The sequence below is a fragment of the Rhizobium johnstonii 3841 genome (genome assembly GCF_000009265.1).
Lineage (GTDB): Bacteria > Pseudomonadota > Alphaproteobacteria > Rhizobiales > Rhizobiaceae > Rhizobium > Rhizobium acaciae.
The window spans coordinates 1184485-1211139 of record NC_008380.1; the positions used below are offsets into that span (position 1 = coordinate 1184485).

The following is a 26655-nucleotide window of genomic DNA, read 5'->3' on the forward strand; positions in this document are numbered from 1 at the left end:
ACTCCCACAAATTGTGAAGGGAAATCATTTCTGATGCATTAAAAATGTCTTAGAGCTGAGAACGAACAAATACGACAAGAAGCGATCTTGCCTCTTACGCGCGCTCCCAGACAGCCAGACGCCAGTCAAACCCGCAAGCATCCCCGCTAGCGGATCCGGAAAGGCCCGATTGATCTCAGGCGATGCCTTCGCTGTCGCCGATCCAGTATCCGCCGCCGACCTTGGCGGCGCTGGCATCGCTCGTCAGCCATGTCTGGATGAGATGCTCATATCGGGCGCGCCGCCGCCGCTCGTCTTCGTCGGCGCCCAGCCGGGGTCGACGGCCAATCCTAGCAAATCGGCGCTCGCCGGCAAATTATCTGGACAAGGGCGATAAAGCGAATAGAGATTTCAGTACAATCTGCGGTCACACCTGGGGCAAATTTTGAGCGATATCAAACTCTTTCATTTCGGCGGCGCGCAGGTGAGCGAGCTGCCCGGCAGTGCCATGCAGGTCGAGAAATCCCTGCAGGTTCTGTTCGAGGCCAATCTCGAGGCGTTGCTCGGCATCCGCTTCCTGGCGACCGAGCATTCAACCGGTCACGTGCACGGCGGAAGGATCGATACGCTCGGCCTGGACGAGGACAACTCGCCGGTCATCATCGAATACAAGCGATCGGTGAACGAGAACGTCATCAACCAGGGCCTGTTCTACCTCGACTGGCTGCTTGATCACCGCAAGGAATTCCAATGGCTGGTTATGGAACGCCTTGGCCAGGACGTGGCGAATGCCGTTGACTGGTCTGCTCCGCGACTGCTCTGCATTGCCGGCGATTTCACCCGCTATGACGAGCACGCCGTTAAGCAGATCGCCAGAAACATCGAGCTTATTCGCTACCGGCGGTTCGGCGAGGATCTGTTGATGTTGGAACTGGTGCATGTGCCGAAGACCAGTAAACTCACTGGCGTTAAAGTGATAACTGAGGTGAAAAGTGTAGGCTCCCTGCAGCCCACAGCTGAGGCCGGTCAGGAAAGCGACCCCTATCTCAGTCAACGGATGAGCTACCGGCTATCCCAGTCGTCGGCAGACCTTCGAGATATTTACGACGCTGTTCACCAGTTTCTGATCGCGCTCGGGGATGATGTGCAGGTAAAGGAATTGAAGCTCTACACAGCATTCAAGCGGCTGAAGAACTTCGTCTGCATGGAAATCTATCCCCAGGCGCGGACTGTGACGCTTTTCCTAAAGCTCGATCCAACTATCTTGGCGCTTGAAAGCGGCTTTACGCGCGACGTCAGCAATGTTGGCCACTTTGGTACGGGTGATCTGCAGGTAACGCTAAAGTCGATGGCGGATTTTGAGAAAGCACAGCCTTTACTGGTTCGGGCTTACGAGGGTGGGTGATCCGGGGAGCGCCACAACTATATCAGTCGTCGGTTTCGACTCAGCGTGGACCGATAATCCTAAGGCGCCGGGTGCAATCTGTGTCATCCGAATCGATTCGCAAAGGGCGTGGTTGCACGTTGCGCCGAGGTTGGCGTCATTCAGTGAAGCCGAAGCGATTATTCGGGCCGAAACGCTTGAGGGCGGCAAATGTCTCGTCGCGCTCGATCAGCCAACAATCGTTCCAAACCTCAGTGGCTCGCGTCCGGTCGACAAGGTTGCAGGGGCGCTCATCTCTTGGGTAGGCGGTGGTGTTCAGCCGGCCAACCGATCGAAGCTTGGCATGTTTGATGATGCCGCACCCATCTGGCGGTTCAAACAGGCAATCGGCGCCATCGAGGATCCAGAGGCCGCCCGGGCCGCATCGTCAGGGCTCTTTCTGATTGAAGTATTTCCCGCCCTAGCACTGGTTGTTATGGAGAGCGCTTACTGCAAACGTTATGGGGCTCCAAAATACAACCCAGCCAACCGAAAAATGTTTAAATTAGAGCACTTGCATTCTGTGGCGGAGACGATCCGGACATTCGGATCGCTCAGGGCTTTAGAGCAGCTAGAACTCTGGTGTTCGGATGTGTCGACTAACCTGATGCCGAGGAAAGCCGATCAGGACAAGGTCGATGCAATGATCTGTGGCCTCATTGGCTTGCATTGGCTGGTGGCACCGCGCGACCAATCTGTGATGATTGGTGATCTGGACAACGGCTACATGATCGCCCCGGCCGTAAACGGCATCCATGAGCGGCTGGTTACCGCTGCAAGGAAGAGGAATGTGCCGATTAGATAGTGCGCTCCTGGCATGGCGCCGTGCCATGCCTGCGGACCCCGTTCTTGCGCCTCACCGGCCATCTGCAAACAGTCGAACGCCAGTCAACTCCGCAAGCTTCTCCACCAACGCGTCCTGAAACCCCGCATCACCAACCTCCGCCGCCGCCTCCCGCCGCTGCCGATGATACCAATACCCCCCGCTCACCTTCGCCGCTTCAGCATCGCTTGCAGCAAGCCACGTCTGGGTGAGATGCCCCATTTCGAGGTTATCGGGCGCGCCGACGCCGCCCATCTTTGTCGGCACCCAGCCGGGGTCCACCGCGTTGCTGAAAACATCCGGCCAATGGCGGGCGATGGTGGCGGCGAGGGTGGCGATATAGAGCTTGCTTTCGGAATAGGCCTGGCTGGCGTTCCACGGCCGCTTCTTCCAGTCGATATCGTCAAGGGCGTTGCTGCCGCTGCGGTGCATGCCGCTGCTGAGATAGACCAGGCGATCGGGGCGGGTGATCCATGCGGTGAGCAGATAGGGGGCAAGCACATTCACCGCCAGCGTCTTTGCGTGTCCATCAGGCGTTTCGTCCCGGCTCCGCTCGAGGTAGATGCCGGCATTGTGGATGACGGCGTCCATGCGGCCGATGGCGTTGACCTGCTCGGCGATCGAGCGCGTTTCCGTGGCGCTGGCGAGATCGCCGATGACGATGCCGAGGGCGGTGGGCGAAATCTCGGCGAGGGCGGAGGCGCGCTCGCGGGAGCGGGCATGCAGCACGATGTCATGGCCCTCCTTCATCAGAGAGCGGGCGGCGGCGAGGCCGAGGCCATCGGTGGAACCGGTGATGAAGATGCGGCTCATGGGGTTTCCCTTCGCGACGGTGGGGTAGGGCAGTCAAGCAGCTTTTGGCTGGTTGCTCAATGCGGGAGTTGGGGTGTGGGTTCCTGCGCTCCGGCACGGTGAGGATCCACGGCTGTCTCGTTTGTGAGGGCTGCCCCTTCGTGCTGGTGGCTGCCCCTCACCCTAACCCTCTCCCCGTAAAAACGGGGAGAGGGGACGTGCCATACGAGACGCGAGAGAGGGACGGAGAGGTTGCGGCATATCCCCTTCGCCCCGTTTACGGGGGTCCGAAGGACGGGTCGAGACCCGTGGCTCGACCCTGGCAGTGGCGGCAGCCGGATGAGGGGCTGGTCTCGCCGATCTCCTGAGCCGGATGTCGGGTGATCAAAAGGTCATTTCCACACACATCACCTCCGCCGCTCCGCCCCCGCCGCGATCGTCTGCACCAGTTCATCCACCTCCCGCGCCAGCCGCTCCAGCGGCAGGCCGACGAAGCGGCCTTCGAGGCTGATGCTGACGACGCCGTGCACCGCACCGAAAAGGGTGCGGGCGCGGATGGCGCGGTCTTCGGGGGGCATGTCGGGCTGCAGTTCGGCCAGCGGTTCGGCGATCACGTCCATCAGGAAGAGGTGCTCGTTAAGATGCCATTGCGGTGTCGGGCTCGATTCCGGCGGGAAGTGCTCGAACAGCGCCTTCCAGAGGTTTCGGTGTTCGACGGCGAAGCTCAAGTAGCCCTGCGCCAGGTTGCGCAGCCGGTCGGTCGGTGGCCGGTCTTTGGTCTCGGGCAGGGTCAGCTTTGCCTCCAGCGCCTTCAGCGTGGCGGAATTGACGTGGATGACGAGCTCGGCGAGGTCTGAAAAGACCGTGTAGAGGCCGCCGAGCGCGCAGCCGGCATCCTGGGTGATATCGCGGGCTCTGAGGTTCGCCAGCCCGTCCTTGGCGATCCGCTCGCGCGCCGCCTCGATCAGCCGGGCCTTCAGGTCTTCGCGTTTTTCTTCTCGTCTGCCGGCCATTCACCATTCCACTTCGATTTTTTTGAACGTCGTTCAAAATATATCTTGAACGACGTTCATGATTCTGCCATAACACCTCTCGTGAACAACGTTCATAAACCGGAGGAAGGAAATGTTCAAACTGATTTCCATTTTGTTGCGGGGCAGGGCGCATGATGCCGAACAGGCTTTCGCCGACTGCCACGCCGTGCCGCTGCTTTCCCAGCAGATCCGCGATGCCGCCCAATCGATCCAGGCGGCCCGCCGCAGTGTCGCGGTCGCCATCGCCCAGAACGAGCAGGAGAAGGGGCAGCACGCGACGATCGTTGCCCGCATCGCCGATCTCGAAATCCGCGCTTCCGCGGCGCTCACCAAGGGCAATGAGGGCCTGGCCCGCGAGGCGGCTGAAGCGATCGCCTATCTCGAAGCCGAGCGCGATGCATCCGAGAAGGCGCAAAGCCAGTTTATCACCGCGATCGACAAGCTGAAGAGGATCGTCCGTGCCTCCGAGGCGCGGCTGCAGGAGCTGCAGCGCGGCGAGCGGCTGGCGCGCGCCACGCAGGAGGCGCAGAAGCTCGACGTGGTCGTTGCCGGCCCGGGCCTGGCGACGCTCGACGATGCCGAGGAGACCCTGGCGCGCCTTCGCCTGCGCCAGAGCCAGAATGAGCTGACGGCGGCCGCCCTGAAGGACATGGAAGGTGCCATCCGCCCGGCCGGCATCATCGAAAAGCTTGCCAATGCCGGCTTCGGCGCGCCGCTGCGCTCATCTGCCGATGATGTGCTGGCGCGGCTGAAGAGCCGCATCACGCCTGCTGCCTGAAATTGCATCCATCCAACCATCCATCCATCGAACCATAGGGACCACTGATATGAACGACAGTTTCCAGAAACATTCCGCAAGCTGGGTCAGCTTCTCCTACATCTCCTTCGGCTCGGCCGCCTTCATGCTGGCGCTCGGCCTTTACATGATGCCGCTCGATCTCTGGGGCAAAGGCTATCTCGCCATGGGCATTCTGATGCTGGTGCAGACCACGGTGAATATCACCAAGACGCTGCGCGACAACGCCGAATCCGAGAAGCTGATCCGCAAGGTCGAGGATGCCCGCACCGAGAAACTCCTGGTCAAGTTCAATCGTAACGATGAAGATTGATCTTGGTTAACCACAGCGCAGAGTTGTTCCCGCATTCAACTTTTGCGTAACAACTCTGTGGCCTTCTCTGCCAGTCGAAAGAGGGACCCGCCGTGCAACATAATCTGATGACCTCCAGGAAATTCGCGCCGCTGTTCTGGACCCAGTTCCTGACGGCCTTCAACGACAATTTCCTCAAGAACACCCTGGTGTTCCTCATTCTCTTCAAGATGTCGGCGAGCGAAGGCGCCGCCCTGGTGACGCTCGCCGGTGTCATCCTCATCGTGCCCTTCCTGCTGCTCTCGGCGCTCGGCGGCGAACTCGCCGACAAGCACGACAAGGCGAAAATCGCCGAACTGCTGAAACGCTGCGAGATCGCGGTCGCCGCCCTGGCCGTCGTCGGCCTCGCCTTTTCTTCCATCTTCGTGCTGATGGCGGCGCTGTTCGGCTTCGGCGTCGTCTCGGCGCTGTTCGGGCCGATCAAATACGGCATCCTGCCCGATCATCTCGAACGCCGCGACCTGCCCAAGGCCAATGCCTGGATCGAGGGCGGCACCTTCATCGCCATCCTCGCCGGCACGATCATCGCAGCATTCGCCTTTTCCGGCGGCGACAATGTGCTGATCTTCGGCACGATGATGATGGGGCTTTCGGTGCTCTGCTGGCTGGCCAGCCGGATGATCCCGCCCACCGGCTCCAAGGCGCCGGATCTTCAGATCGACCGCAACGTCATCCGCTCGAGCTACACCCTCGTCAAGGAAATCCGCGCCGACAAACGGCTGTGGCGTTCGGCGCTGATGAACTGCTGGTTCTGGCTGGTCGGCGCCTTCGTACTGTCAATCCTGCCGACCATGGTGACCGAGCTGCTCGGCGGCTCCGAGCTCGTCGTGCCCGCCTATCTCACCGTCTTTGCCATTGCCGTTGCCGTGGGATCAGCGATTGCCGCCTGGATGTCATCCGGCCGCATCGTGCTGCTGCCGGCCCCTGTCGGCACGGCGCTGCTTGGCCTCTTCAGCCTCGATCTCGCCTGGAACCTCTGGGGCTTGGCTTCCACCAGCCATGCGACGACGATCGCCGACTTCTTCGCTGGCCAGAATACCATCCGCGTCGCCATCGATCTCGCCGGCATGGCGATAGCAGGCGCCTTCATCGCCGTGCCGACCTTTGCCGCACTGCAGACCTGGGCGCATGAGGACCGCCGCGCCCGCGTCATCGGCGCCGCCAATGTGCTCTCGGCGCTGTTCATCACTGTCGGCCTCGGCCTCGTTGCCGCCGTCCAGGCGCTCGGCGCTTCCATTCCTGAGATTCTGATCGGCCTTGGCATCATCAATTTCGCCGTCGCCTGGCTGATGCTGAAGACGCTGCCGACCAATCCCTTCCGCGATTTCATCTCGATCCTGTTTCGCGCCTTCATGCGCCTCGAGGTCGAGGGACTGGAGAATATCAAGAAGGCCGGCCGCGCGCCGATCATCGCGCTCAACCATGTCAGCCTGCTCGATGGCGCCTTGGCGCTTGCCATCACCGAGGAAGAGCCCACCTTTGCCGTCGATTACAAGATCGCCCAGGCCTGGTGGGTGCGGCCCTTCCTGAAGATGTGCAAATTCCTGCCGCTCGACCCGACCAAGCCGATGGCGACGCGTTCGCTGATCAAGGTGGTGCAGGACGGCAACCCGATCGGCATCTTCCCCGAGGGCCGCCTGACGGTGACCGGCACGCTGATGAAGGTCTATGATGGCGCCGCCATGGTCGCCGACAAGACCGGCTCGATGGTCGTGCCGGTGAAGATCGACGGGCTGGAGAAGAGCTATCTCTCCTATCTCGACAACGGCAAGATCCGCCGCCGGCTGTTCCCCAAGGTCAAGGTCACCATTCTCGAGCCGGTGAAGCTCGAAGTGCCGCCGGAGCTGAAAGGCCGCAAGCGCCGCACGGCGGCGGGTGCCGCCCTCTATCAGGTGATGTCGAACCTGCTGTTCCAGACCGCCGATACCTCGTCGACCGTGCTCGACCGCGTCATCCAGGCCGGCCATGAATTCGGCATGAAAAAGCTTGCCGTCGAAGATCCGGTCACCGGCCGGCTGAGCTATGGCAAGCTGCTCACCGGGGCTGCCGTGCTCGGCGCAAAATTCCGCACGATGTTTCCGGAACAAAATCTCGGCGTCATGCTGCCGAATGCCAATGGCGCCGCCGCCACGCTTCTCGGCGTGATGACGGCGGGCAAGGTGCCGGCGATGCTGAACTTCACCGCTGGTGCCGCCAATATCCTCTCCGCCTGCAAGGCGGCGCAAGTCAAACATGTGCTGACCTCGCGCGCCTTCGTCACCCAGGCGAAACTCGGGCCGGTGATCGCCGAGATGGAAAAGCAGGTGACGATCGTCTGGCTCGATGATCTCAGGGCCGAAATCTCACTCAAGGACAAGATCCTTGGGCTTCTCCGCAAGGCGCGGCCGCTGGTGAAGCGCCAGCCGGATGATCCGGCGGTGATCCTCTTCACCTCGGGCTCCGAAGGCACGCCGAAAGGCGTGGTGCTCACCCATCGCAACATCCTGTCGAACGCCGCCCAGGCCGCCGCCCGCATCGATTTCCACAGCGGCGACAAGGTGTTCAACATCCTGCCGGTGTTCCACTCCTTCGGACTGACGGCCGGCACGGTGCTGCCGCTGATCTCGGGCGTGCCGGTTTATTTCTATCCGTCGCCGCTGCATTACCGCATCGTGCCGGAGCTGATCTATGCCTCCAACGCCACGATCATCTTCGGCACCGACACCTTCCTCAACGGCTATTCCAGGACGGCGCATCCTTACGACTTCCGCTCGATCCGCTATATCTTCTCCGGCGCCGAGCCGGTGAAGGCCGCAACCCGCCAGACCTATATGGAAAAATTCGGCCTGCGCATCCTGGAAGGCTACGGCGTCACCGAGACCGCGCCTGTCATTTCCATCAACACGCCGATGTACAACAAGTCAGGCACGGTCGGCAAAATCCTGCCGGGCATGGAATGGAAGCTCGAACCGGTGCCCGGCATCGAAGAGGGCGGCAGGCTGCATGTGCGCGGCGCCAATGTCATGGCCGGCTATCTCCGCGCCGAAAAGCCCGGCGTGCTCGAGCCGCTGGTCGACGGCTGGCACGACACCGGCGACATCGTCACCATCGATGAGGACGGTTTCGTCAAGATCCGCGGCCGCGCCAAACGCTTCGCCAAGATCGGCGGCGAAATGATCTCGCTCGCCGCCGTCGAGACCTTGGCCGCCGAGCTCTGGCCGGGCGCCCTCTCGGTCGTCTCCTCGCTGCCCGACGCCAAGAAGGGCGAGCGCCTGGTGCTCCTGACCGACGCCCCCACCGCCACCCGCACCGAATTCCTCGCCTTCGCCAAATCCAAGGGCGCCATGGACATGATGGTGCCGGCCGAGGTCAATATCGGCAAGGTGCCGGTGCTGGGCTCCGGCAAGGTGGATTTCGTCGCGGCGCGCAAGTTGGCGGAAAGTGCGGTGGAGGGGGAGCAGGCGGCGTGAGGGCTCGGCGCCTATGAGATCGCGAACTGCCCCTCACCCTAACCCTCTCCCCGTAAAAACGGGGAGAGGGGACGTGCCCTACGCGAGGTTGGTGGGGAACGGAGAGGTCGCGGCATATCCCCTTCTCCCCGTTTACGGGGGTCCGAAGGACGGGTCGAGACCAGTGGCTCGACCCCGGTAAGGTGGCGGCAGCCGGATGAGGGGCGATCCCCGGCACAAACCAGAAAGCAGCCGCCCCCCGCCGAGACGTCGTCAGCAGCATAACAGGCCGCACTCGGGCCGCCTGTTATGCATCTCAAACAAACCGTCCGTTACTTCTGTTCCGGCGCCAGGAACTCTGCGCAATAGGACGGGCCGTTGACGCCCGGGATGTCGGCGACGGTGCGGATGTCGCGGATCGTGTAGTCGGAATTGGTGGTGATTTCGGCCTGGCAGCGCAGATAGGCTGTGCGGGCGGCGGAAATCTGCTTGCCGCGCTTGCCGTCGGCGCCTTCGGCATATTTCGCCGGAATGCGCACGGTCTTGTAGCCGCCGCGCCAGGTATAGATGGTGCTCGAGCCTTCCTCGCGGTCGCTGATCGGCGGCCCGTAGGCGGCAAAGAAGATGCCGGCCGATTTGCCGACCCAGCGGGCCTCGATCGGATTGCCGGCGGAAGGTATGGTCGTGCATCCGGCAAGCGCAATGGCAAGCCCGGCCGCGGTCATGGTGCGGAAATTCATCGTGTCGTCCCTGATCTCTAGCGCATTGGCTGCGAAGCCGCCCTCGTGAGCGTTTTCGCCTGTCCTGTCTGCCCTTTAGCGTGGAACCCGGCAAAAGAAAATTGCCCCTTTGAGACTTCCGTTCGATTTGCGGCAGGTGTGGCTTTTTGCTGCAGCCGCCGACCTCCCGACCTCTCACAACCCCGTCAAAATTTCCGCCGGCTTTTTGGAATTTGGTGCTTGTGCAACCAGATAGGCTGTTCTATAGAAGCGCCGCTGGTCACGGAGTGTAGCGCAGTCTGGTAGCGCACCACGTTCGGGACGTGGGGGTCGAGTGTTCGAATCACTCCACTCCGACCAGTCTGAACCCTCTAAAGGTTCATCATTTTCCCGAATTTTTCCATTTAACGAAATACCGAACGATATCCTTGTCGGCAACCGTCCCGTCGCCCAGAATCTTCCGCGAACGCAGCGCTCCCTTTCTTGACGATCATTCCGACCGGAACGCGGCGGGAAGATCAACAGCGACATCAAGCGGCTGGAAATGCCGCAGGTTTTCCGTAATGACGGTGAGGTCGTAGGCGCGCGCGGTCGCCGCGATGATGAGATCGCCAAGGCCGGGATGACGGCCGTGGCTTTCGGCTTCATCTTCCAGAACGCCGACGATGCGCGCGACAACGGTATCCATCGGCAAGATCCGATCCCCGAAACTCTCGGTGATGACGTCCAGCCATGTCGAAAGGCGCTTTGCCCGCTCGATCCCGCCGCGACGGTGAAGGCTCCGCATTCCCTTCTCGATCTCCGCGACTGACAGAGCCGACAGAAACAGGCTATCGGCTTCGCCTTGCTCATGAAACCATGCCTGCACCGGATCGGACGCCGGCGCCTTGCCCGGCGCGAGCTTCGAGATGATGTTCGTGTCGAGAAGATAGGCGGTCACAGATCGATATCGCGCATTTTCGAAGGGTTCCGCTCCAGCTCGACCCCGCCGGGAAACGTCAACAGGAAATCCCCGAAATTCGGCCGTGGTTTCTTCAAAGCCCTTTTCGCGGCCTCGGCCGCTTCGACGGACACAAGCACGGCAGCCGGCTTTCCGTGCCGCGTGATCGTCACGAATTCCCCGTTTGCCGCTTCATCCACCAGTCCGGCGAAACCGGCCTTTGCCTCTGCCACGCTGATTGTCGACATTGCGGCCTCCTGTCTTAAATGACCATATATGGTCAAAATGGACATGGACGCCGACGGAATCAAGAGGGGGAATCTTCCAAGGGCGCAGCGGCGGCGGCTTAAGGAAACGCATTCGGCAGATAATTGTCCAGAATATAGAAGTGTTCGCCGATCTTTCTGACGCTGACGTACTCGTCCGTACCGGGATCGAGATCCACGCATTCCTTCTTTTCCGAGCATGATGTCTGGACACGCTGTAGCCAGGCCGTGGATTGCTCGTCCCTGGGCAAGGCGACTTCATCACTCTCGTCGTAGACGAGCGTCGAGTAGGTTTTCTCGAGGAACGTATCGTCCCATACGAATGTCCTGAATCGTTGCTCTCCGCCCGGCAGATCGGTTCGTTCGATCTCCGCCAGATACGTTTGCTTGGTCAGCGCAAATCGAATGCTGTCGGACGTTATGCCGACAGCAGCGAGGATACGGAGCAGGACCAGCAACAGAAGGGGTGCGATGAGGAGAGAGACGAGACGCCGCCAGCGTCGCTGCGCCAGATTGATGCAGAGGGAGCCTGCGACGGCGATCAGTGTCAGTACCCATATGATAAGGCTGATCGTCCACCAATCCCATTGGGGATGAAGCCAATATAGCCAATCTTGCGCCAGGAATGGCAACAGCCAGAGGGCATATGTCCACGTAAACTTGTCGCTACGTTTTTCTGGCTCTGGCACGTTTTAGCCACCGGCAAATTTCATTGATTCTCTGATCAACAATAACACGCAAGATAGGCGCCTCAACCGGAGCGAGTTCTGCCGTGTTTCGCGCGAGGTGCCGCGTCATGAGCATTGGCCCGCGGTCGAGCCTATTGGCTCGGAGCCCCAGCGCTCAACAGCACCCGCACCAATGCCGCCTGGCTGCGGACGCCGGTTTTGTCGAAGATGCGCTGCAGCTGGGTGCGCAACGTGTTGACGCTGACCCCGAGCAGTTCGGCGGCGGCGGCGAGGTCATGGCCATCGACGATCAGGCGCGCAAGCCGGGTCTGCGCCGGCGAGAGGCCGAAGACCTCCCGCGCGCTGGCGATCCGGCGCACCAGCGTCTCGGCGTCGTCGAAGGAGACCAGCGCCTTGCCGTCCTCGAGCAGAACCCAGCAGTGGAGCGGAATCCCCGCCGCGTCCTCGCCGAGCGCCACCGACCAGGCCTGCTTCGGCGCGATGTTCAGCGGTCTCTGGCTCTGCAGTTCGCGGAACGCCAGCCGCACCGCCTCGCGCAGCGCAGGGTCGCGTTCGCGCTGCCGGGCACGCAGGCGGCCGGCAGCGGCGACGAGCCCGGGATGGTCAGGCATCCGCTCCCGCGCCAGCCGGTTCGTCCAGAGGATCCTTGCATCCGCGTCGACCTCGATCAGCGGGCAGTTCGCCGCCTCGACGCTGCTCTCCATCATCACCATGCAGCCGATCTTCCAGGCGCCGTCGATCCGGTGGAGGATCCGGAGCTGGCGCTTGCGATCGTCGCCAATGTCGCTGCCGATCTGATCGAAGGTCATCCAGGCCATGTTGCCGTCGACGACGATGTTGACCTTTTCCCAGCGGACGCGCTCCGAAAAGGCGTGTTTCTCCGGGAAACGCTCGACGATCTTCTTGATCCGCGCAGCGATCGGGTCCCAGCCTTCGTCCACGCGGACGCCGAGCGAGATGAAAGATTCCATCCGCCGGGTCTGCGGCGACTGCACCCAGTGGCTCGCCAGCGCCTCGAAATCCCGCTGCAGCCAGGCCTCGGTTTCGGCACGGATCACTGCCATGATCGCCGCCCGGTCAGACTCGCTGTCGTCCATCGCGCGGTCCCCCGTGACAACGGATCGCAGCATAGCATGATCGGTCTGTCGGAGCATGGCAGCACCTCATGCCTTGATGACGCCGGCCAGAAACAGCGTCAGACCGGCGGTCGCGGCAGTCAGCCCGAATAGCCGGAGGCTCAGGCGCGGCAGGGTGATCTGATTTCGGTAGTATCGGTCCTCGGCCGCGGCGCCCATCTGCGTCGGGCGGCGGCGGTTTGGCATATGCGCGGCGACGAGACTCTGAAGGTCCATTGTGTTGCCTCCTGGTTCGGGCTTCATCTGCCGCATTCTCGCACGCATCCGAGCCCTGCTCTGTCATGCAGGCGGAGGACATCGGGCTCGGCGCCCGGCTGGCGAACAAAGAATCATCTCAACCGGAACGAGTCCCGCGGTGATTCGTTGAGTCGCGTATTTCCAGCGTGAGGGGGATGCATCATGAGCAGGCGACGAAGGTTCAAGCCGGTGAAGATCACCATCAATGGCAAGGTGAGAACGGTCTATAATGTCGTTCAGGCCGGCAACACGTTGCTGAATGATTGGCCCGAGCAGACGCCGGCGGCGAAGGTGGCCGAACGGCTTGTGCTTGATGTGTTCAATGATGCCGCCGGGCCGGAGCAGGTGCGCCGCGCATTCATCACCGCGGCCAAGGCGAGCGACATCAAGTTCAGCTCCTGACCGGCGGTGTCGGCAAAAGCCCTGGCTCACTTCCATGACACATGCTCCTGGTTTCGCAGATCCCGGGTTTTGAACTGCGTCTCCATCCAGGCGGCCGAGATGATCGCTGCGAGGAAGCCGAAGGTGAGGCAGGCGATGGCCTGAATCCGCCACGAGACGAAGGTGACCGGCGGTGGGGTGACGGGCTTTTTCGCGCATTCGCCGGGCGGGCAGGCGCAGCCGGAAAAGGCCTTGATCAGGCAATCGCTCATGCCGCACCGCCTTTCACCGTGTCGATGGCGGCGAGGATCTTCTGGTGAAGGGGGCAGCCGTGATCGTCGCTGCCATCGAAGAAACGTTCGGCCTCCACCAGCGCCTTCAGGAGATCGGGTGCCCCGGCGATGAAGCGGGCGTGGGTCTTTTCGTTTGCTCCGGCCCGTCGGGCGGCAGGAAGGGAAGGGCTCTCGGTCGATGGCTCTGGTGCGGGGCTGGCGGCAGACATCTCCGTTCTCCTCAGGCGTAAAGCTGGTCGGTATCGGTGATGCCCATGATCTCGCGGGCATAGCGGTAGTGCTCCTCGACGCTTGCCGCAGCGCCGCGCAGCCAGGACGGGCCGCGGATCGAATGTTCGGGACGGCGCAGGAAGGTGAAGCCGAGCGCGCCCATGCGCTGGGCCTCGATCGCCATATAGGCACGGCAGTCGCCGATCGTCTGTGCGCCATTCCAGCGGGCATCCCGCCTGCTTTCCTCAGTCTCGATCTTGCGAATGTGCTGCATCGCCTGTCCTCTCGCGCCTCTGATCGGCTCGTGAGAGAAAGGTATATATCATACCCTAATGCGTCAACCGTTAAAGGTATAAAAAATACCCCTACGATTGACGAGGTACGAATCGTAGGTCTATGTCTGGGGCAAGTGATTGGGCGACCGGGTGCAACTCCCGAGCTGACGAGGCCCAGCGGCGCGGGAAGCGAAAGTCCTTAAGTGCGCTGTCAGAAAATCAGGACGAGGGCGAAGCGAATGGCCCCTCTGGCACGTGTCCCATCCCGGCTCCGGCCTTCAGGACTTGGCCAATGCTCTCCCGGCTTCATGGGCTTTGCTCATGGGGTAGGGGGAAGCTTTGGCCGGAACCCTCCCTCACCAGCCTTCAGGAACCTTCTCCTCCCAAGCCTAAGAGATAGGATAGAGAACTGAAGTTGGAGTATGAAGCTAAGAGGAAAAAGAGGCCGGCCATGCGCATGAAATCGAAATCACCGACAAGGTGATCGAAGCAGGTCTGGGATCACCGAATTCTAAGATCCGTGGGAGGAGAAGCTGCCGAAGGACATGTTCCCCGCAGCCATCCGTTCCATCTTGGTGGCGGTGACGAGTGGTGCGCGAAGGGCATCCGGAGGTTCCGCAATTTGTGGTTTCAGAGGATGAATCGTCCCGATATGCCTCGTGATCTCGGCTGGCGGTCGGCGCGCTTCGGAGCGAAATCCTACAGGCCATAGATCTCCCGCGCGGCGCTGAACGCCAGGAGCAACACCGCTGTCGTGACGATATGGAACCAGATTCGGCCGGCGCGTGAGGAAGGGCGGATCATCCTGTTTTCCCTACTGTTTCCGAGCCTTGCGCTCTCATCCTTACATCTCGATGATCGATCGGCGGACGCGGCCGACGATGGTGACGGCGCCCTGGAATTCCGGCGGCGGCACGTCCTCATAGGACGCCGGCTGGAAGGGCGGGTCGTCGTTCGGGCGATAGCGCTTGTAGGTTGCAGCGCCCGTTTCGTCGGCGACGACATAAAGCGCGTTCGGCGCCAGGCGCTTGTCGCGCAGATTGACGAAGATGATCGAGCCGGGCGGCGAGATCTTGTTCATCGAATTGCCTTCGACCTCGAGCGCAATCCATTCGCCATCGGGCAGGTCGAGGGCGGCGACCGTCGGGAATTCCGAGAAGTCGGTGATCGGCGCCTGTTCGCTCAGCTGGCCGGCGCTGACCCAGGAGATTTTTGGGACATCGGCAACGGAGGCGGGCAGCTCATCCGGATCGAGCGCGTTACCGGTGCCGAACTGCAGCCAGTTGAGATTGACCTTGAAAGCGCGGGCATATTTCTTCGCGTCAGCTATGCCGAAGCCGTTGCGGCCGGATTCATGCGCCTTGTAGACATTGGCATTCCAGCCGAACCGATCGACGATCGCCTTCGGCCCGGCAAAGCCCGCATTCTTCCTGGCCATGACGAGGCGCTTTGCGCGTTCTTCGCGCTCAAATTGTTCCTGATCTTTCAACATGATATAAAAAATACCCTAAATTAAGGTACATGTCATGCCCTAATGTGCTTGACATTACGGGTATTAATTGTACCCTAATCGCTATGAAACACACCGACATCATCAACAACGGGCCAGCCTTTCGGACTTTACCGGCCTGCGCGCCGCGTCCCGCGGCGGGGGAGACGATGGCATGAGGTTCACCATCTCAAGTGAAGAGCGGCTCGCCATGGACGTCATGCCGACCGGTGTCGTCATTCACCGGCCGCAAGGCCCAAGGGGAGGGCGCATGTCGGTGATCCCCGTTCGCAACGAGGATATCCCTTTCCTCGCCAAGGCCCTGCAGCAGGTGCTGAACGCCAATCGGGAGGTGGAGTCGCTATGACCATCTCCACCGCAACAGCCGCCGGCGAGTTCCAGCGCCGCGGAGCCCGCTACACCGGCTGCCCGGTGTGCGGCAAGGCGCTGTCGATCGCCGAGGTGATCGAGCGCCACTGCGAGAACTGCGATCGGCCGACGCGCCCGGAAGAGATCAGCGAGACGATGATCCCGCCCGGCGCTCAGCCGATTACCCACCCCGATAGCCCGGCCCCTCCCTGACGGCTATCGGTGGCTGGCGTCGTCGCTCCTCCCTCGGCGACGCCAGCATCTCGGGCGCGACTGTGTCGTGCCCACCGGGCGCGCTCGCGCCCGAGACCCAGGCGGCGGCCTGGCAGACGACCGGAGCCTTTGCTCCCAGAGCCGGGGCTCCGGTCGTCATCCGTGAAAAATCAAAGACGTTGTTGGCACCCGCTTCGGCGGCAACGGCGGACCGCGTTCGAAATCGGAAAGAAGGATCAAGCGATGAGCATCCCGCTCAAGGCTGCCCCGGCGCAGCAAGGCATTGATATGAACGCGCTCGAGCTCTTCCGCTCCGGCCGGGACTATATCGAAATCGCTGCCATCCTCGGGGTGTCGGTGCCCTCGGTGGAAACCGAGATCCACAGGCTTCGAAGCGCCGAAAAGGGCGACACCGCCCACGAGGACCATGCCGGCTCGGAGTTCCGGCGGTTTCCCCGCCGCGCCGCCAGGCCCGGCGCCCCGGTGAATTTTGCCGGCGGGCGACGGAGGCTGCGGGTTTGAAGAGGCCATCTCAAGCGGGAAAGGGACATCGCATGGGCAAGGATACAACGAGCCAGGAGATCATGGAAATCCTCCGCCCGGTGCTGGGGGAGGAGCTGGCGGCAGCGATCATCGAGCATCGCAAGCGCACGCTGAAGAAGCCGCTGACGGCTTATGCCGCCAGGATGCAGGCCAGGGAATATCTCATGACCGGCGACCCGGTCGGCGCCGCCGAGATGCAGATTTTCCGCGGCTGGCAGGCGATCAAATGCGACTGGTACCTCAAAGAAAAGGCGAGGGAGGCCGGGTCGATCAACAGCAGTACGAGAAGGACGACAGTCGATGCCGCAAGAGATTTCCTCTCCGGTGAAGATCATAGCTGGGATGCTTTCGGGTTTCCCGGCGTCCGCAGGCACTGATCCCGACATGCAGATCCGCGCCTATCTCGTGGCGATCGAGGGCATCCCGCTGGAGGCTGTCTGGCAGGCCGCCAAGCTCTTCATATCAGGAAAGGTCAGGGATCATAACCGCGCCTTTGCCCCGAGCTCAGCCAGTTTCGCCGAGCAATGCCGCAATCAGCAGGCGGCGATCGAGGCGGAGAGCCGGCCGCGCATGGAGGCAGAGCCCGAGACGCCGCAGCCGAAGGTGCCGGCCTACAAGATGCAGCTGCTGCGCGACGCCGCCAATGGCAGCCGCAGCGCCAAGCGGGAGCTGGCAAAAATGTTTCCCGACAACCCGATCATTGCAAGGGCCGCACGACACGAGGAGGCATTGAGATGACCATCACTTTTTGGACGGAAGACAAGATCGTCAAGGCGGAAAAGCTCTGGAAGGAAGGGTTGTCGGCCAGAGAAATCGCCAACCTGTTCGGCTCGAAGAAGAACACCGTCATCAACATGGCGCATCGCAACCGCGACAGGTTCCCCTCCAGGCAGGACACCTGGCATCCGCAGCCGAAGGCGGGCCCGCCCGTCCAGCCGATCCGGCACCCCGACCGCGTGACGCGGGTGACCCTGTCGGGCGCGCATGTGACGATGCCGCGCGTGCCGTGCATCGATGGGCCTGCAGAGCCATGAGCAACGTTACCCCACGCGAAACCGAAGTCATCCGCTGGATGGCGGCGGGCAAGACGGCCGCCGAGATCGGCACCATTCTCGGCATCTCCCACATCACCGTGAACACGCACATTGCCAACGCCAAGGCGAGGCTCGGCGTCTTCAAGGATACGGCGCTGGTCGCCGCGGCACTCAGAAACGGCATCATTCGATAGAAGGACGATCAGCATGGGCGGCAAAGCCACCAAGGTGAAGACAGGGCGGGTCAACAAGGGCGCCGGCCGGCCGCGCAAGGAAAATGTCGAGCGTTTTCCCTGCGGCAAGATCAAGCCCTTTGAAACCGAGAAGGAGAATATCAGCGTGGCGATATCAGCCCGCCGCCGCATCCACGGCTTCGGCCGGACGGTTGATGACGAGACGGTCAAAAGCCCCTTTGTCGGCTACACCCTCGGCCGCATGTTCCTCGACGGCCTGATCACCGCCGAGCAGCGCCAGGCCGGCGACGACTATGCCGAGGCGATCGCCCGCTACCACAAGACCACAGGCATCCCGGCCCCGAGCCCGAGGGCGCAATCGCTGTTCTCAGTCAAAGGCCACGAAGGCGAAGTCACCGACACCCTCGCCGACCGCGCCCGCAAAGCCAGCAACCGCATGATGGCGCTGCAGGGCATCCTGCTGCGCTGCCCGGACGGACCGCAGGTCAGGAGCACGGTCTATAACGTGACGGTGATGGACTACGACCACCTGCGCCAGATGCCGCCGCAGCAATTGCTGTGGCTGCGGAGGGGATTGACGGCGTTGCGGCGGGCGAGGAGTGGGTGATGGACTGGCTCAAGCCGGGGGTTCAAAATTGCCACGCCTAAACACAGGCGATCGGATTGACAGAAGATTAGCGGTTCGCACATACCTGCAGGGCCTGTTCTAATGGGGATATTGACGGATCCACCGTGAAATTGACGTTGCTGCAAGTTTTGAGGACATTTTGGGCGCAGGGGAGCAAGTGCCAAACACATGTCGTTCTCAAGGGACATAAGGAAGCAAGACTGTGATCTACGAGCTCAGAATTTACGAGTGCCTGCCCGGCCGATTGCCCGCGCTGCTCAACCGCTTTGCCGAACATACGCTGGCAATATGGGACAAGCACGGCATCAAGCAGGCGGGTTTCTTCACCACAATCGTGGGCGAAAGCAGCCAGCGTCTCACCTATCTCATCGCCTGGGAATCGCTGGCTGATCGCGAGGTGAAATGGAAAGCTTTCACCACTGATCCTGCATGGCTTAAGGCCCGCGACGAGTCAGAGCGCGACGGACAAATCCTCTCCAATATCTCTAGCCAGCTGTTGTCACCGACCGCCTTTTCGGCAGTAAAGTAAGACACCACCGATCCCCGCTTGCCGCCAGTCGGAATTCCACCCGATCTGGTCATCCGCGGAAGCGATGAAGAACGGCAGTTCCTAGAACAGGATGATTTTAGGCCCGGTCGGCCTAAAATCTGAATCCTGTTCTAAATTAAATAGTTGGAGCATGATGTCGTCCGAAAACCGACCACACTTTTCGGCATCATGCTCTATGATATTGCCAACGCTGCCAGAACGGCCGGAATGGGCGCTTCGCTGACGGCTCTTCATCACCGTCGGCAAAATCGCTTAGTTCAGATCTCAGTGGCTTCGGAGAGCGAAAGCGCGCCCGCACCAGATGCCGCCGCCGCTGTTCTCGTGGGCGAGCAGGGGGCTTGCGGCGGGGTGAGGGCCGGTAGACGTCGGATGAACCCTTTTCGTTGCCGCTCTATGGGAGTATTTTGCTCTCAAATTGTCTCAACTTGGCGTTGGAGAGTGCAGTGTTTGTGGGCGGCAGTCGCAAGTTCCTGCTCTTCTTGGCCGTCGCATCGTGTCAGGTGACGTTCGCGTCACGATCGGGTGCGGCAGATGACACCGTTACGATCGACAGCGGAATGCTGAAGGGTGAGAGGTCGGGCACGGTCGTCAGCTTCAAAGGCATACCCTATGCGGCACCGCCGGTTGGTGATCTGAGATGGCGCAATCCCCGACCAATGAAGCCATGGAGCGGGACCAGGGATGCCCGCAATTTCGGTCCGTCCTGCATGCAGACCGACGACCTGCCGAAGTCGGAGGATTGTTTGACCCTCAATGTCTGGACACCCGCCAAGCGTTCTCGGACGCCGCTGCCGGTGATGGTCTGGATTTACGGCGGCGCTCTTGCCCATGGAAGCACCCCTCAGTATCCCGGGGGTCAGCTGGCCGCCCGGAAAGTTGTGTTCGTCAGCATGAACTACCGTATGGGCCGGCTGGGTTATTTTGCCCATCCTGCACTTATGAAGGAAGCCCCTGACGAGCCCGTCGGCAACTATGGTTACATGGACCAGCTTGCAGCCTTGAAATGGGTCCAGAAAAATATCGAGGCCTTCGGCGGTGATCCGAAGAAAGTGACGATATTCGGAGAGTCGGCCGGTGGCGGCTCGGTGATGGCGCACATGATATCGCCGTTGTCACGGGGGCTTTTCCGGGGCGCCATTTTACAGTCACCGGGTCTGCCTACCGCGCGTGCTGAGAGCACGCCTTTGTCAACGTTGAAAGCAGCAGAGAAAACCGCGTTGGACTATGCGGCTTCTCTCGGAATCAATGGGAGCGATGCCGAGGCTCTCACGGCCCTTCGGGCGCTGCCCGCGGAAAAGCTGACCGAAGGTGCATCGGCACAAGAGGTGCTGGCGGGAATGTCGACAGGCAAGCCCGTCATCGGCATCTCAGGCGCGATGATTGACGGGAGGTTTTTGCTCGAAACGCCGGAAGCGGCTTTTGCGGCAGGCCGTCAAGCGCCGGTTCCGGTCATCGTCGGGGCAAATGATCGTGATCTCGGTATCGGTCAGGCCGCGACGAAAGACGATCTCTTCGCGCTGTTCGGGAAGCATGCAGCCGAAGCCCGCAGCCTCTACGATCCCAGCGGTCAACAGACCCTCGATGAGCTGAAGCAGCAGGTTCTGGCCGACAAAACACTTGTTGAACCGTCTCGCCACCTGGCTGACGAGATGATCCGCGCTGGTCAGCCGACGTGGTGGTATCGTTTCTCCTATGTCGCCGAGGCTCTCCGCAACGATCCGGCATGGAAAGGCACTCTGCACGGCTTCGAAATTCCGTATACGCTCAATATTCCAAACGCACTGGTGAAAGACAAGGTCACGCCTGCCGACTGGGCCATGGCCACATTGGCGAGTGCCTACTGGGTCGAATTTGCAACGAGCGGTGACCCCAATGGAGGCTCACGGCCAAAATGGCCTCACCACGACCCATCCGTCCAAAGGGTCATCGACTTCACCAATCACGGCGTGACGGTAGGAGCAGATCCGCTGAAGCTGAGGCTCGACCTCTGGCAAAGCTATTGGGAGGAGAAGAAATGACGGGGTCGAGCCACTCGTCTCGACCCGTCCTTCGGACCCCGGTAAACGAGGCGAGGGGACGTGCCATGCATAGGCCGGGTGGGGAACAGAGAGGCCGCGGTATGTCCCTTCGCCCCGCGCGCGGGGAGAAGGTGGCGGCAGCCGGATGAGGGGCAGGCGGGGATCTCTGGGCGGGGATTGTCGCATGACATGAATTCCCTGCTCGTGGCGGCTTGGGCGCGGGCGAAGCGACGGCTCAACGGACAAGATGCCGGCGCCTCACTGAGCGATCAAGCTCGGCAATCCCTGAACCTTGGTGACCGGAGGCGGATTCCATTTGCCGGGCTTCGGCCTTTGGGCTGTAGAGACGCATGGTGAGGTTGAACGCCCCCTTGGGTGCGGGCAGCCAGTTGGCTTCCTTGTCTGTGCCGGGGCTCTCGTTCTGGAAATAGATGTCGAGAGAGCCGTCGGCATTGATCTTGAACGGCATCCAGCTGCTGACCGCAAACCGGTTGAGCACGCTTGCCACCTGAAAACCGTCCGTGTCGTAGAGGGTGATCGACCAGAAAGCGTTCACGGGCGGCGTTGCTCCCTTCTCGAAGTGGATCATGTATTTGTTGGCGCCATCGAGCGGCTTGCCGGTTTCGTCGGCGAGGTTCAGCGGGTAGATCGCGTCTTCGGGAAGGTTGGCGCCGAGCCCGACTTGCGTGACGATTGCCCGCTTCAGGTAGTAATTTCCGTAGACGCCCATGGTGTCGGTATTCATCGACCAGCCATTGGCAACACGCGAAAGGGTCGCCATCTTCCACGCCATCAGTTGCTGGGCTGCTTCGGGCACATCTTGCAGCGCCTTCTTGACGGCTGGGGCAAGCTTATCGAAGTCGAAGCTCTTGCCGGGCTCGATGCCGATGCGTTTCATCTGCGCGACGATCGGCTGGTCGGTCATGTGGGGCGGATGCAGCTTCAGCAGTTCGGCAGCGTAGGTGAAGTATGTCGCGGCCGACATGGTATCGACCTGGATCTTCGGCGGCGTTTTCATATCGACGCTTGGGTCGATCTTGGCCGTGACCGGCTGGGCCGCCTTGCCCCAGTCGGACAGCGGCGTGACCGTGTACCCGGCTTGAATTGCATGCACGGCAGCGTAATCCGCAGGTCCGTCCGTCTTGGTGCGTCCGATGATCCAGACATAAGGGGTCGGCGCGGCAAGCCGCGTCACGCCGTCCGGAACCGTCCCCGTCCAGCCGGGCGGCGTGACGAGAAACTGGCCCGCCGCCGTTCCCGTCGTCCGCCAGCCCGGCGATGCGAAGACATCCGTCCACATGTCGAGCATCGGCAGGAGATAATAGCGTCCGGCCGTATCCGGCGCCGAAATGACCAACGGCTCCTTGGTAAGATCCAGCCACGCAATGGAGTAGAGCGTATCGAAATTCGAGCGCACGACGCCTTTGAAATCGGCGGGGGGATATTCCGGAACGTTCACGAACATATTCATCGGCCCTTTGCCGAACTCCTTGCCGGGCTCGACATTGGTGAACTGCTTCCGGGTGACGTCCATCGACAGCAGCGGATAGAAGTAGACGTAGGCATCGACGCCGATGTTATGCGCCTCCTGCTCCGAAATCGCCTCCTGAGCAAAAGCGGCCTCTGAAAGGGAAAGACCGACAACTAGTCCTACCGTGAGCGATATTGCACGTTTGATCATCATCATGTCCTCATCGACAAACAGTCGGTTCGAAGCCAAAGGCGGCGGTTCAGGTGAGATGCTGGAGGCGTGTTGAGACGGCGAGGGCTTGTCGTCGCCCATCCATGATCGTGCTTGCTGCTGCGGCAGTGCGTATGCTGAGGCTTCAGTCCCAGCTGGAACCCCTTCATGATCCAGCTATTGCCATCGGCATCGTCAAGGAGAAGCGCCGTGTTGCCCTTCTTCCAGCCGAGCCCGCTCGTCCCCCCGGACCAATTTCTGCACTTGAGATAGTGCCTTTACCGAAAGTTGCAATTACGTCGAAGGAGGTAGGCGGTGACCTCATGAATGCGGCAGATCCGGGGCCGATAGCGGACTGGCAACTGCAGGCTGCGGATCTTCAAGGAGCGGACATTCGGGTGGGCGCGGACATCGTCGTGACCCGACCCTGAGTGGGCTTTTGGAACGACCACGTTGGATGGCCGGGAGCATGACAGAGCCGTCATTGCGTGGGGCCACAACGTCGGCTGCGTCCACATGAGCCATGGCCCACGCGATCTCAACCAGGATCGCCAGCAGCGGCTGAAAGTTCTTTCTTGCCCTCTGTCTCCCTGTTATCTTGGAAGTTGGGAGACAGCGCCATGAGCGAGAACCGAAAGCTGGCTGCAATCCTGGCCGCGGACGTGGTCGGGTACAGCCGGCTTGCTGGCGCCGACGAGGATCTCACCCTGGCGAGGTTGCGCACACTGCGCAGCGATCTCATCGATCCGACGATCGCCGTGCACCACGGCCGGGTGGTGAAGCGCACCGGCGATGGTGCGCTGGTCGAGTTCCGCAGCGTGGTGGACGCCGTGCGCTGCGCCATCGAGGTGCAGAACGGCATGGTGGAGCGCAATCACGGCGTCCCGCAGGACCGTCGCATCGAGTTCCGGATCGGTATCCATTTGGGCGACGTCGTCGAGGAAAGCGACGGCGATCTGATGGGCGACGGCGTCAACATCGCCTCGCGATTGGAGGGCGTCGCCGCGGCGGGCGCGATCTGCCTGTCCGAGGATGCCTATCGCCAAGTCAAGGCGAGGCTCGACCTCTCGGTCAACGATCTCGGCAGCACGCAGCTCAAGAACATCGCCGAGCCGATCCGGGTCTATTCGCTGCAAGTCGGCAGCGCAGGGACCAAATTGGCCGCGTCCCCGGAAACCGCGGTGAGCCAACCGGCGACGGCAGCCCCGCCGAAGCTGTCGATCGCCGTCCTGCCCTTCACCAACATGAGCGGTGACGCCGAACAGGACTACTTCGCCGACGGCATCTCGGAAGACATCATCACGGCGCTATCGAAGCTGTCGCAGCTCTTCGTCATCGCCCGCAATTCGTCGTTCACGTTCAAGGGCAAGAACGTCCATGTGCAGGAGGTGGGCACGAAACTCGGCGTGCGGCATGTCCTTGAGGGCAGCGTACGCAAATCGGGAAACAGGGTACGCATCACCGCGCAGCTCATCGACGCGACCACCGGCGGGCATCTATGGGCGGAGCGGTTCGATCGCGACCTCACCGACATATTCGCGGTTCAGGACGATGTCACGCAGCAGATCGTCGGCGCGCTGGCGGTCAACCTGACAGAGGGCGACCGGCAAAGACTTGCGCCGGGGCAGACCCGGCACCCCGAGGCGTATGACTGCTTCCTGCGTGGCCGGGAGCTATGGCACCGGCTGACGAGGCAAACGAACAGCGACGCCCGTGACCTTTTGCAACGTGCCGTCGACCTTGACCCGAACTTCGCCTCGGCGCACGCCTTCCTCGCCCTTACCCACGGGCTCGACTACCTGAACCGGTGGAGCGCGTTGCCGCAGCGCTCGCTCGAGCAAGCCGAAGAGGTCGCGACGCTGGCGGTAGCGCGGGATGATAGCGATCCCGTTGCACACTGGGCGCTCAGTCTGGTCAGCCTTTACTTGCGACAGCACGATAGAGCCATCAGCGAGGCCGAGCGTGCGATCGTCCTCAATCCGAACTTCGCCGAAGGGCACGTCAGCCTCGGCGAGGCACTCATCTATTCAGGCAGATCCGGGGAGGCACTCGCCTATTTTGATCGGGCGAGTGTCCTGAACCCGTACTTTCCGGATATCGTTCTCCACTTTCAGGCCTTGGCCTTGTTTCAACTGGGAAGGTACGAAGAGGCCGTCGAACTGTTGCTGCAGCGCGTCAGCCGCAATCCCGTCACCGATGTCTCTCGCGCGCTTCTGGCCGCCTGTTACGGGCACCTCGGCCGTTTCGAAGAGGCTCGCGCGACGTGGCAAGAGGTGATGCGCGTCAATCCCGACTACTCCCTGGAATACCGTCGCAAAGTCTTGCCCTTCAAGAACCCCGCCGATTTCGAGCTCGTCGTGGAGGGGCTACGCAAGGCTGGTGTCGTACAATGACGGTGATGAATGTCCGATCTTGAGCCTGTTGCCGCCATTTGCACAGAGGATGAGCAATAGCCGTGTGATCCTGTCCGATGACGATTACGACGGTCTGCGGCTATGGCCAGAACCCCCAGGGTTCTCGTCGGTCTGGAACGCTTATCAGCGCACCTATGACAGGCTTTGCAACGACCCTATCGTCGGGCGTCGCCTCGTGCAGTTGCTTCACCAGGCGGATCTGCGGCCTCGCCGTAACACGCTTGTCTTCCTCGGCGGCTGCGCGGGTGATCCCGATTTCGAGGATGTGGTTCGCAACATTGCGAGCATCGTCGACGAAGCGATCGACGACATCGTGGCGACCGGGCTTTCACGAGACGCAGTTACCGCAGGTCTCGACGCCTTGATCGCGTGGAGCAAGGCGCCAGATTCGGCGGTGTGGTTCGGCATGTCATGGGCGGAAGGGATTCGGCCCCTCTGACGTCGGCAGCCCTGAGATCACGGCAGGGCTCCCGGCCCTTCGTTGGACGGCTGTTCAGCGTCTGCGCCTGGACGATCATTCGCGTCCGACGCCAATGCGTGGTGTCAGCCCCCACTGAGAGTGATTACAGCCGTCTGGAAGGCTTCACGAGGCGAATTTCACCATGACACCGCGCTGGCGAAAGTAGGCCTCCATCCGCTTCCTGCCGGAGCGGTTATTCTGCACGAGCCTGGCCGGGTCGAATACGGCCTCTTTCAAACCCGCCCGCGTCAACGCTGCCTTGAGAGTCGCGATATGCACGTCGATGTCGGCGTTGTCCGCCTGGAGCGATTCATAAATGCGGTCTGTTGCATCTGCTACGGTCGGTTCGCTCACGATTACACTCCTGTTGTCGTCTGGCTGGCCTGACCGTATTGGGGTGAAACCTGTTCACGTCAATGGGTGACAATGGATTGGAACATTTCGTCCACTTTCGAAGATGAACCACTCAACGGCAGGAACAGCTCCGCCACCGTCCCGTGCTCCGGCCCCCGGGGAAGAAGGCGAGGTGTCCTCACCAGCGAGCTGGCCCGGACCCGCCTGCTACGCAGACTGGGAATACCCCCAGCGCTGCGGCGTTTCATCTAAGGGCGGCGATGGCTGGAAGGGTTTGCCGATCATAAAGCGCCAACTCCTCCGCGGTTGGCGGGTCGAACAGCTTGCACCACCGAAGCAGGTCCGCCCGCGAGATGTCGAACGTGCCGGCTGGAAGCTCGGCGTTTCGCCGGCAGACCCGGTCCCAAAGCGCATCGAAGGGAACGTCGAGGAAGCAGAGGACGACGCGGGCACCCGCTGCGCGCGCTTCCTCCCGGCAGGTGTCGCGTTCTGCCCGTGACCACACGCCCCAATCCACGACAACGTTACACTGAAGCCTGATGGCACGCAGGGCGATCTGCCATTGCAGGCTCTCGACCCTGCCTCGGCACGGACCGGTTTCGGCTTCCGGCGTAGAGATGCCGGGGTAAAGCCTGTGCATCCAGTCGTCTCCGGTCAGACGGAGGGCAGATGCTTCATGTTCGATGATCTTGGCGAGCGACGTCTTACCCGAACCGGGAAGACCGCAAGTGAGGTAGAGCGTCGGCATTGGAAAATCTCTGATTTTGGCTTGGCAAGGGGAAGTGGCCCCGCGGTGTCGTGCAGGACTGCGCTTCGCTCAAGACCGCAAGACGCGGCCAATCAGAGGTGTGTTGCCATGGTCTGTCTTGTAGGACCGCTGTGCTCGGGGGTCAAGACGGATGGGTGAGCTCACCGGTGAGATCGTCCAACCCACT

The 26655-nt window shown here is 61.6% G+C and carries 32 protein-coding genes, 1 tRNA gene and 1 pseudogene; 19 read left to right on the forward strand and 15 right to left on the reverse strand.

The features are described from left to right. Positions 1-424: 424 nt before the first annotated feature. Complete coding sequence (locus tag RL_RS05725; protein ID WP_011650833.1) at positions 425-1384, forward strand: DUF5655 domain-containing protein; 960 nt, start codon at positions 425-427, stop codon at positions 1382-1384. Then, positions 1377-2207 carry a DUF429 domain-containing protein gene (locus RL_RS05730; protein WP_011650834.1) on the forward strand — a complete coding sequence of 277 codons (831 nt, stop codon included), beginning with the start codon at positions 1377-1379 and terminating at the stop codon, positions 2205-2207. Before RL_RS05725 ends, RL_RS05730 begins: the two co-directional genes overlap by 8 nt. Positions 2208-2258: 51 nt before the next feature. Here RL_RS05730 and RL_RS05735 read toward each other — a convergent pair whose 3' ends face one another. Together RL_RS05735 and RL_RS05740 are read right to left on the reverse strand one after the other, a co-directional pair. Continuing rightward, positions 2259-3038, reverse strand: coding sequence for an SDR family NAD(P)-dependent oxidoreductase (locus RL_RS05735; protein WP_011650835.1), 780 nt, complete (start codon positions 3036-3038; stop codon positions 2259-2261). 386 nt (positions 3039-3424) lie between these two features. Beyond that, positions 3425-4030, reverse strand: coding sequence for a TetR/AcrR family transcriptional regulator (locus RL_RS05740; protein WP_011650836.1), 606 nt, complete (start codon positions 4028-4030; stop codon positions 3425-3427). A 112-nt stretch (positions 4031-4142) separates the two neighbouring features. Between RL_RS05740 and RL_RS05745 the strand changes: the two genes are divergently transcribed. The 3 genes from RL_RS05745 (at position 4143) to RL_RS05755 (ending at position 8648) form a co-directional block, all read left to right on the forward strand. Further along, on the forward strand, positions 4143-4829 hold the full coding sequence (locus RL_RS05745; RefSeq protein WP_011650837.1) for a PspA/IM30 family protein: 687 nt from the start codon (positions 4143-4145) through the stop codon (positions 4827-4829). 49 nt (positions 4830-4878) lie between these two features. Continuing rightward, positions 4879-5160, forward strand: a complete 282-nt coding sequence (locus tag RL_RS05750; RefSeq protein WP_003546080.1) for a YiaA/YiaB family inner membrane protein — start codon at positions 4879-4881, stop codon at positions 5158-5160. Between the two features lie 92 nt (positions 5161-5252). Beyond that, complete coding sequence (locus RL_RS05755) at positions 5253-8648, forward strand: acyl-[ACP]--phospholipid O-acyltransferase (protein WP_011650838.1); 3396 nt, start codon at positions 5253-5255, stop codon at positions 8646-8648. A 311-nt stretch (positions 8649-8959) separates the two neighbouring features. Here RL_RS05755 and RL_RS05760 read toward each other — a convergent pair whose 3' ends face one another. Beyond that, positions 8960-9367 (reverse strand): hypothetical protein, encoded by a 408-nt coding sequence (locus tag RL_RS05760; protein WP_011650839.1) that lies wholly within the window; start codon positions 9365-9367, stop codon positions 8960-8962. A 262-nt stretch (positions 9368-9629) separates the two neighbouring features. Between RL_RS05760 and RL_RS05765 the strand changes: the two genes are divergently transcribed. Continuing rightward, positions 9630-9706 (forward strand) — tRNA-Pro (locus RL_RS05765). Positions 9707-9836: 130 nt separating this feature from the next. On the opposite strand, the gene RL_RS05770 is transcribed toward RL_RS05765, so the two are convergent. From RL_RS05770 to RL_RS05790, 5 genes are all read right to left on the reverse strand, one after another. After that, complete coding sequence (locus tag RL_RS05770) at positions 9837-10286, reverse strand: type II toxin-antitoxin system VapC family toxin (RefSeq protein WP_011650840.1); 450 nt, start codon at positions 10284-10286, stop codon at positions 9837-9839. Then, complete coding sequence (locus RL_RS05775) at positions 10283-10534, reverse strand: type II toxin-antitoxin system Phd/YefM family antitoxin (RefSeq protein ID WP_003546085.1); 252 nt, start codon at positions 10532-10534, stop codon at positions 10283-10285. The genes RL_RS05770 and RL_RS05775 overlap by 4 nt, the downstream gene beginning before the upstream one ends. A 98-nt stretch (positions 10535-10632) precedes the next feature. Continuing rightward, on the reverse strand, positions 10633-11241 hold the full coding sequence (locus tag RL_RS05780) for a membrane protein (RefSeq protein ID WP_011650842.1): 609 nt from the start codon (positions 11239-11241) through the stop codon (positions 10633-10635). A 131-nt stretch (positions 11242-11372) separates the two neighbouring features. After that, positions 11373-12395 carry a helix-turn-helix domain-containing protein gene (locus RL_RS05785; protein WP_011650843.1) on the reverse strand — a complete coding sequence of 341 codons (1023 nt, stop codon included), beginning with the start codon at positions 12393-12395 and terminating at the stop codon, positions 11373-11375. 9 nt (positions 12396-12404) lie between these two features. Beyond that, positions 12405-12593 carry a hypothetical protein gene (locus RL_RS05790; protein WP_041936199.1) on the reverse strand — a complete coding sequence of 63 codons (189 nt, stop codon included), beginning with the start codon at positions 12591-12593 and terminating at the stop codon, positions 12405-12407. Between the two features lie 183 nt (positions 12594-12776). On the opposite strand from RL_RS05790, the gene RL_RS05795 reads away from it, so the two are divergent. After that, complete coding sequence (locus RL_RS05795; RefSeq protein ID WP_012756410.1) at positions 12777-13016, forward strand: DUF982 domain-containing protein; 240 nt, start codon at positions 12777-12779, stop codon at positions 13014-13016. A 26-nt stretch (positions 13017-13042) separates the two neighbouring features. On the opposite strand, the gene RL_RS05800 is transcribed toward RL_RS05795, so the two are convergent. The 4 genes from RL_RS05800 to RL_RS05815 form a co-directional block, all read right to left on the reverse strand. Then, positions 13043-13267: a hypothetical protein gene (locus tag RL_RS05800; RefSeq protein WP_041936200.1), complete on the reverse strand. Its 225-nt coding sequence runs from the start codon at positions 13265-13267 to the stop codon at positions 13043-13045. Beyond that, on the reverse strand, positions 13264-13497 hold the full coding sequence (locus RL_RS05805; RefSeq protein ID WP_011650844.1) for a hypothetical protein: 234 nt from the start codon (positions 13495-13497) through the stop codon (positions 13264-13266). The genes RL_RS05800 and RL_RS05805 overlap by 4 nt, the downstream gene beginning before the upstream one ends. Before the next feature lie 11 nt (positions 13498-13508). Continuing rightward, positions 13509-13772, reverse strand: a complete 264-nt coding sequence (locus RL_RS05810) for a hypothetical protein (RefSeq protein WP_011650845.1) — start codon at positions 13770-13772, stop codon at positions 13509-13511. Between the two features lie 845 nt (positions 13773-14617). After that, complete coding sequence (locus RL_RS05815) at positions 14618-15265, reverse strand: S24 family peptidase (RefSeq protein WP_011650846.1); 648 nt, start codon at positions 15263-15265, stop codon at positions 14618-14620. Between the two features lie 172 nt (positions 15266-15437). Here RL_RS05815 and RL_RS05820 point away from each other — a divergent pair, with 172 nt between their 5' ends. The 10 genes from RL_RS05820 (at position 15438) to RL_RS05865 (ending at position 20811) form a co-directional block, all read left to right on the forward strand. Continuing rightward, a complete protein-coding gene (locus RL_RS05820; protein WP_041936201.1) occupies positions 15438-15629 on the forward strand; it encodes a hypothetical protein in 192 nt (63 codons plus the stop codon). Further along, complete coding sequence (locus RL_RS05825; protein ID WP_011650848.1) at positions 15626-15844, forward strand: hypothetical protein; 219 nt, start codon at positions 15626-15628, stop codon at positions 15842-15844. Before RL_RS05820 ends, RL_RS05825 begins: the two co-directional genes overlap by 4 nt. 243 nt (positions 15845-16087) lie before the next feature. Beyond that, the gene (locus tag RL_RS05830) at positions 16088-16366 is read left to right on the forward strand and encodes a DNA-directed RNA polymerase sigma-70 factor (RefSeq protein ID WP_028742849.1); all 279 of its coding nucleotides are present in this window, start codon (positions 16088-16090) and stop codon (positions 16364-16366) included. A 32-nt stretch (positions 16367-16398) separates the two neighbouring features. Beyond that, on the forward strand, positions 16399-16764 hold the full coding sequence (locus RL_RS05835; protein ID WP_041936202.1) for a hypothetical protein: 366 nt from the start codon (positions 16399-16401) through the stop codon (positions 16762-16764). Next, positions 16730-17125 (forward strand): hypothetical protein, encoded by a 396-nt coding sequence (locus RL_RS05840; RefSeq protein WP_011650851.1) that lies wholly within the window; start codon positions 16730-16732, stop codon positions 17123-17125. Before RL_RS05835 ends, RL_RS05840 begins: the two co-directional genes overlap by 35 nt. Further along, positions 17122-17421 carry a GcrA family cell cycle regulator gene (locus tag RL_RS05845; protein WP_017990602.1) on the forward strand — a complete coding sequence of 100 codons (300 nt, stop codon included), beginning with the start codon at positions 17122-17124 and terminating at the stop codon, positions 17419-17421. Before RL_RS05840 ends, RL_RS05845 begins: the two co-directional genes overlap by 4 nt. Then, the gene (locus RL_RS05850) at positions 17418-17615 is read left to right on the forward strand and encodes a response regulator transcription factor (protein ID WP_003546099.1); all 198 of its coding nucleotides are present in this window, start codon (positions 17418-17420) and stop codon (positions 17613-17615) included. Before RL_RS05845 ends, RL_RS05850 begins: the two co-directional genes overlap by 4 nt. 13 nt (positions 17616-17628) lie before the next feature. After that, positions 17629-18222 (forward strand): hypothetical protein, encoded by a 594-nt coding sequence (locus RL_RS05855; protein ID WP_011650853.1) that lies wholly within the window; start codon positions 17629-17631, stop codon positions 18220-18222. Positions 18223-18445: 223 nt separating this feature from the next. Beyond that, entirely contained in the window at positions 18446-18772 is a 327-nt protein-coding gene (locus tag RL_RS05860) for an NIPSNAP family protein (protein WP_011650854.1), read from the forward strand. 464 nt (positions 18773-19236) lie between these two features. Next, positions 19237-20811, forward strand: a complete 1575-nt coding sequence (locus RL_RS05865; RefSeq protein WP_041936203.1) for a carboxylesterase/lipase family protein — start codon at positions 19237-19239, stop codon at positions 20809-20811. Positions 20812-21069: 258 nt separating this feature from the next. Here RL_RS05865 and RL_RS05870 read toward each other — a convergent pair. Further along, positions 21070-22492 (reverse strand): annotated as a pseudogene (locus tag RL_RS05870) (DUF1254 domain-containing protein). Between the two features lie 620 nt (positions 22493-23112). On the opposite strand from RL_RS05870, the gene RL_RS05880 reads away from it, so the two are divergent. Both RL_RS05880 and RL_RS05885 read left to right on the forward strand, forming a co-directional pair. After that, positions 23113-24885 carry an adenylate/guanylate cyclase domain-containing protein gene (locus tag RL_RS05880; RefSeq protein ID WP_041936205.1) on the forward strand — a complete coding sequence of 591 codons (1773 nt, stop codon included), beginning with the start codon at positions 23113-23115 and terminating at the stop codon, positions 24883-24885. Positions 24886-24904: 19 nt separating this feature from the next. Continuing rightward, positions 24905-25345 (forward strand): hypothetical protein, encoded by a 441-nt coding sequence (locus RL_RS05885; protein WP_011650858.1) that lies wholly within the window; start codon positions 24905-24907, stop codon positions 25343-25345. 144 nt (positions 25346-25489) lie between these two features. Here RL_RS05885 and RL_RS05890 read toward each other — a convergent pair whose 3' ends face one another. Both RL_RS05890 and RL_RS05895 read right to left on the reverse strand, forming a co-directional pair. Then, on the reverse strand, positions 25490-25723 hold the full coding sequence (locus tag RL_RS05890) for a hypothetical protein (RefSeq protein WP_041936207.1): 234 nt from the start codon (positions 25721-25723) through the stop codon (positions 25490-25492). Positions 25724-25964: 241 nt separating this feature from the next. Then, a complete protein-coding gene (locus RL_RS05895; RefSeq protein WP_041936208.1) occupies positions 25965-26468 on the reverse strand; it encodes an AAA family ATPase in 504 nt (167 codons plus the stop codon). Positions 26469-26655 lie beyond the last annotated feature (187 nt).

Excerpts from the sequence above, each read along its gene's own strand:
- RL_RS05735 (WP_011650835.1), bottom strand. The coding sequence starts at position 3,038 with ATGAGCCGCATCTTCATCACCGGTTCCACCGATGGCCTCGGCCTCGCC.
- RL_RS05740 (WP_011650836.1), bottom strand. The coding sequence starts at position 4,030 with ATGGCCGGCAGACGAGAAGAAAAACGCGAAGACCTGAAGGCCCGGCTG.
- RL_RS05745 (WP_011650837.1), top strand. The coding sequence starts at position 4,143 with ATGTTCAAACTGATTTCCATTTTGTTGCGGGGCAGGGCGCATGATGCC.
- RL_RS05750 (WP_003546080.1), top strand. The coding sequence starts at position 4,879 with ATGAACGACAGTTTCCAGAAACATTCCGCAAGCTGGGTCAGCTTCTCC.
- RL_RS05760 (WP_011650839.1), bottom strand. The coding sequence starts at position 9,367 with ATGAATTTCCGCACCATGACCGCGGCCGGGCTTGCCATTGCGCTTGCC.
- RL_RS05775 (WP_003546085.1), bottom strand. The coding sequence starts at position 10,534 with ATGTCGACAATCAGCGTGGCAGAGGCAAAGGCCGGTTTCGCCGGACTG.
- RL_RS05785 (WP_011650843.1), bottom strand. The coding sequence starts at position 12,395 with ATGCTCCGACAGACCGATCATGCTATGCTGCGATCCGTTGTCACGGGG.
- RL_RS05790 (WP_041936199.1), bottom strand. The coding sequence starts at position 12,593 with ATGGACCTTCAGAGTCTCGTCGCCGCGCATATGCCAAACCGCCGCCGC.
- RL_RS05795 (WP_012756410.1), top strand. The coding sequence starts at position 12,777 with ATGAGCAGGCGACGAAGGTTCAAGCCGGTGAAGATCACCATCAATGGC.
- RL_RS05800 (WP_041936200.1), bottom strand. The coding sequence starts at position 13,267 with ATGAGCGATTGCCTGATCAAGGCCTTTTCCGGCTGCGCCTGCCCGCCC.
- RL_RS05805 (WP_011650844.1), bottom strand. The coding sequence starts at position 13,497 with ATGTCTGCCGCCAGCCCCGCACCAGAGCCATCGACCGAGAGCCCTTCC.
- RL_RS05810 (WP_011650845.1), bottom strand. The coding sequence starts at position 13,772 with ATGCAGCACATTCGCAAGATCGAGACTGAGGAAAGCAGGCGGGATGCC.
- RL_RS05815 (WP_011650846.1), bottom strand. The coding sequence starts at position 15,265 with ATGTTGAAAGATCAGGAACAATTTGAGCGCGAAGAACGCGCAAAGCGC.
- RL_RS05820 (WP_041936201.1), top strand. The coding sequence starts at position 15,438 with ATGAGGTTCACCATCTCAAGTGAAGAGCGGCTCGCCATGGACGTCATG.
- RL_RS05825 (WP_011650848.1), top strand. The coding sequence starts at position 15,626 with ATGACCATCTCCACCGCAACAGCCGCCGGCGAGTTCCAGCGCCGCGGA.
- RL_RS05830 (WP_028742849.1), top strand. The coding sequence starts at position 16,088 with ATGAGCATCCCGCTCAAGGCTGCCCCGGCGCAGCAAGGCATTGATATG.
- RL_RS05835 (WP_041936202.1), top strand. The coding sequence starts at position 16,399 with ATGGGCAAGGATACAACGAGCCAGGAGATCATGGAAATCCTCCGCCCG.
- RL_RS05840 (WP_011650851.1), top strand. The coding sequence starts at position 16,730 with ATGCTTTCGGGTTTCCCGGCGTCCGCAGGCACTGATCCCGACATGCAG.
- RL_RS05845 (WP_017990602.1), top strand. The coding sequence starts at position 17,122 with ATGACCATCACTTTTTGGACGGAAGACAAGATCGTCAAGGCGGAAAAG.
- RL_RS05850 (WP_003546099.1), top strand. The coding sequence starts at position 17,418 with ATGAGCAACGTTACCCCACGCGAAACCGAAGTCATCCGCTGGATGGCG.
- RL_RS05855 (WP_011650853.1), top strand. The coding sequence starts at position 17,629 with ATGGGCGGCAAAGCCACCAAGGTGAAGACAGGGCGGGTCAACAAGGGC.
- RL_RS05880 (WP_041936205.1), top strand. The coding sequence starts at position 23,113 with ATGAGCGAGAACCGAAAGCTGGCTGCAATCCTGGCCGCGGACGTGGTC.
- RL_RS05895 (WP_041936208.1), bottom strand. The coding sequence starts at position 26,468 with ATGCCGACGCTCTACCTCACTTGCGGTCTTCCCGGTTCGGGTAAGACG.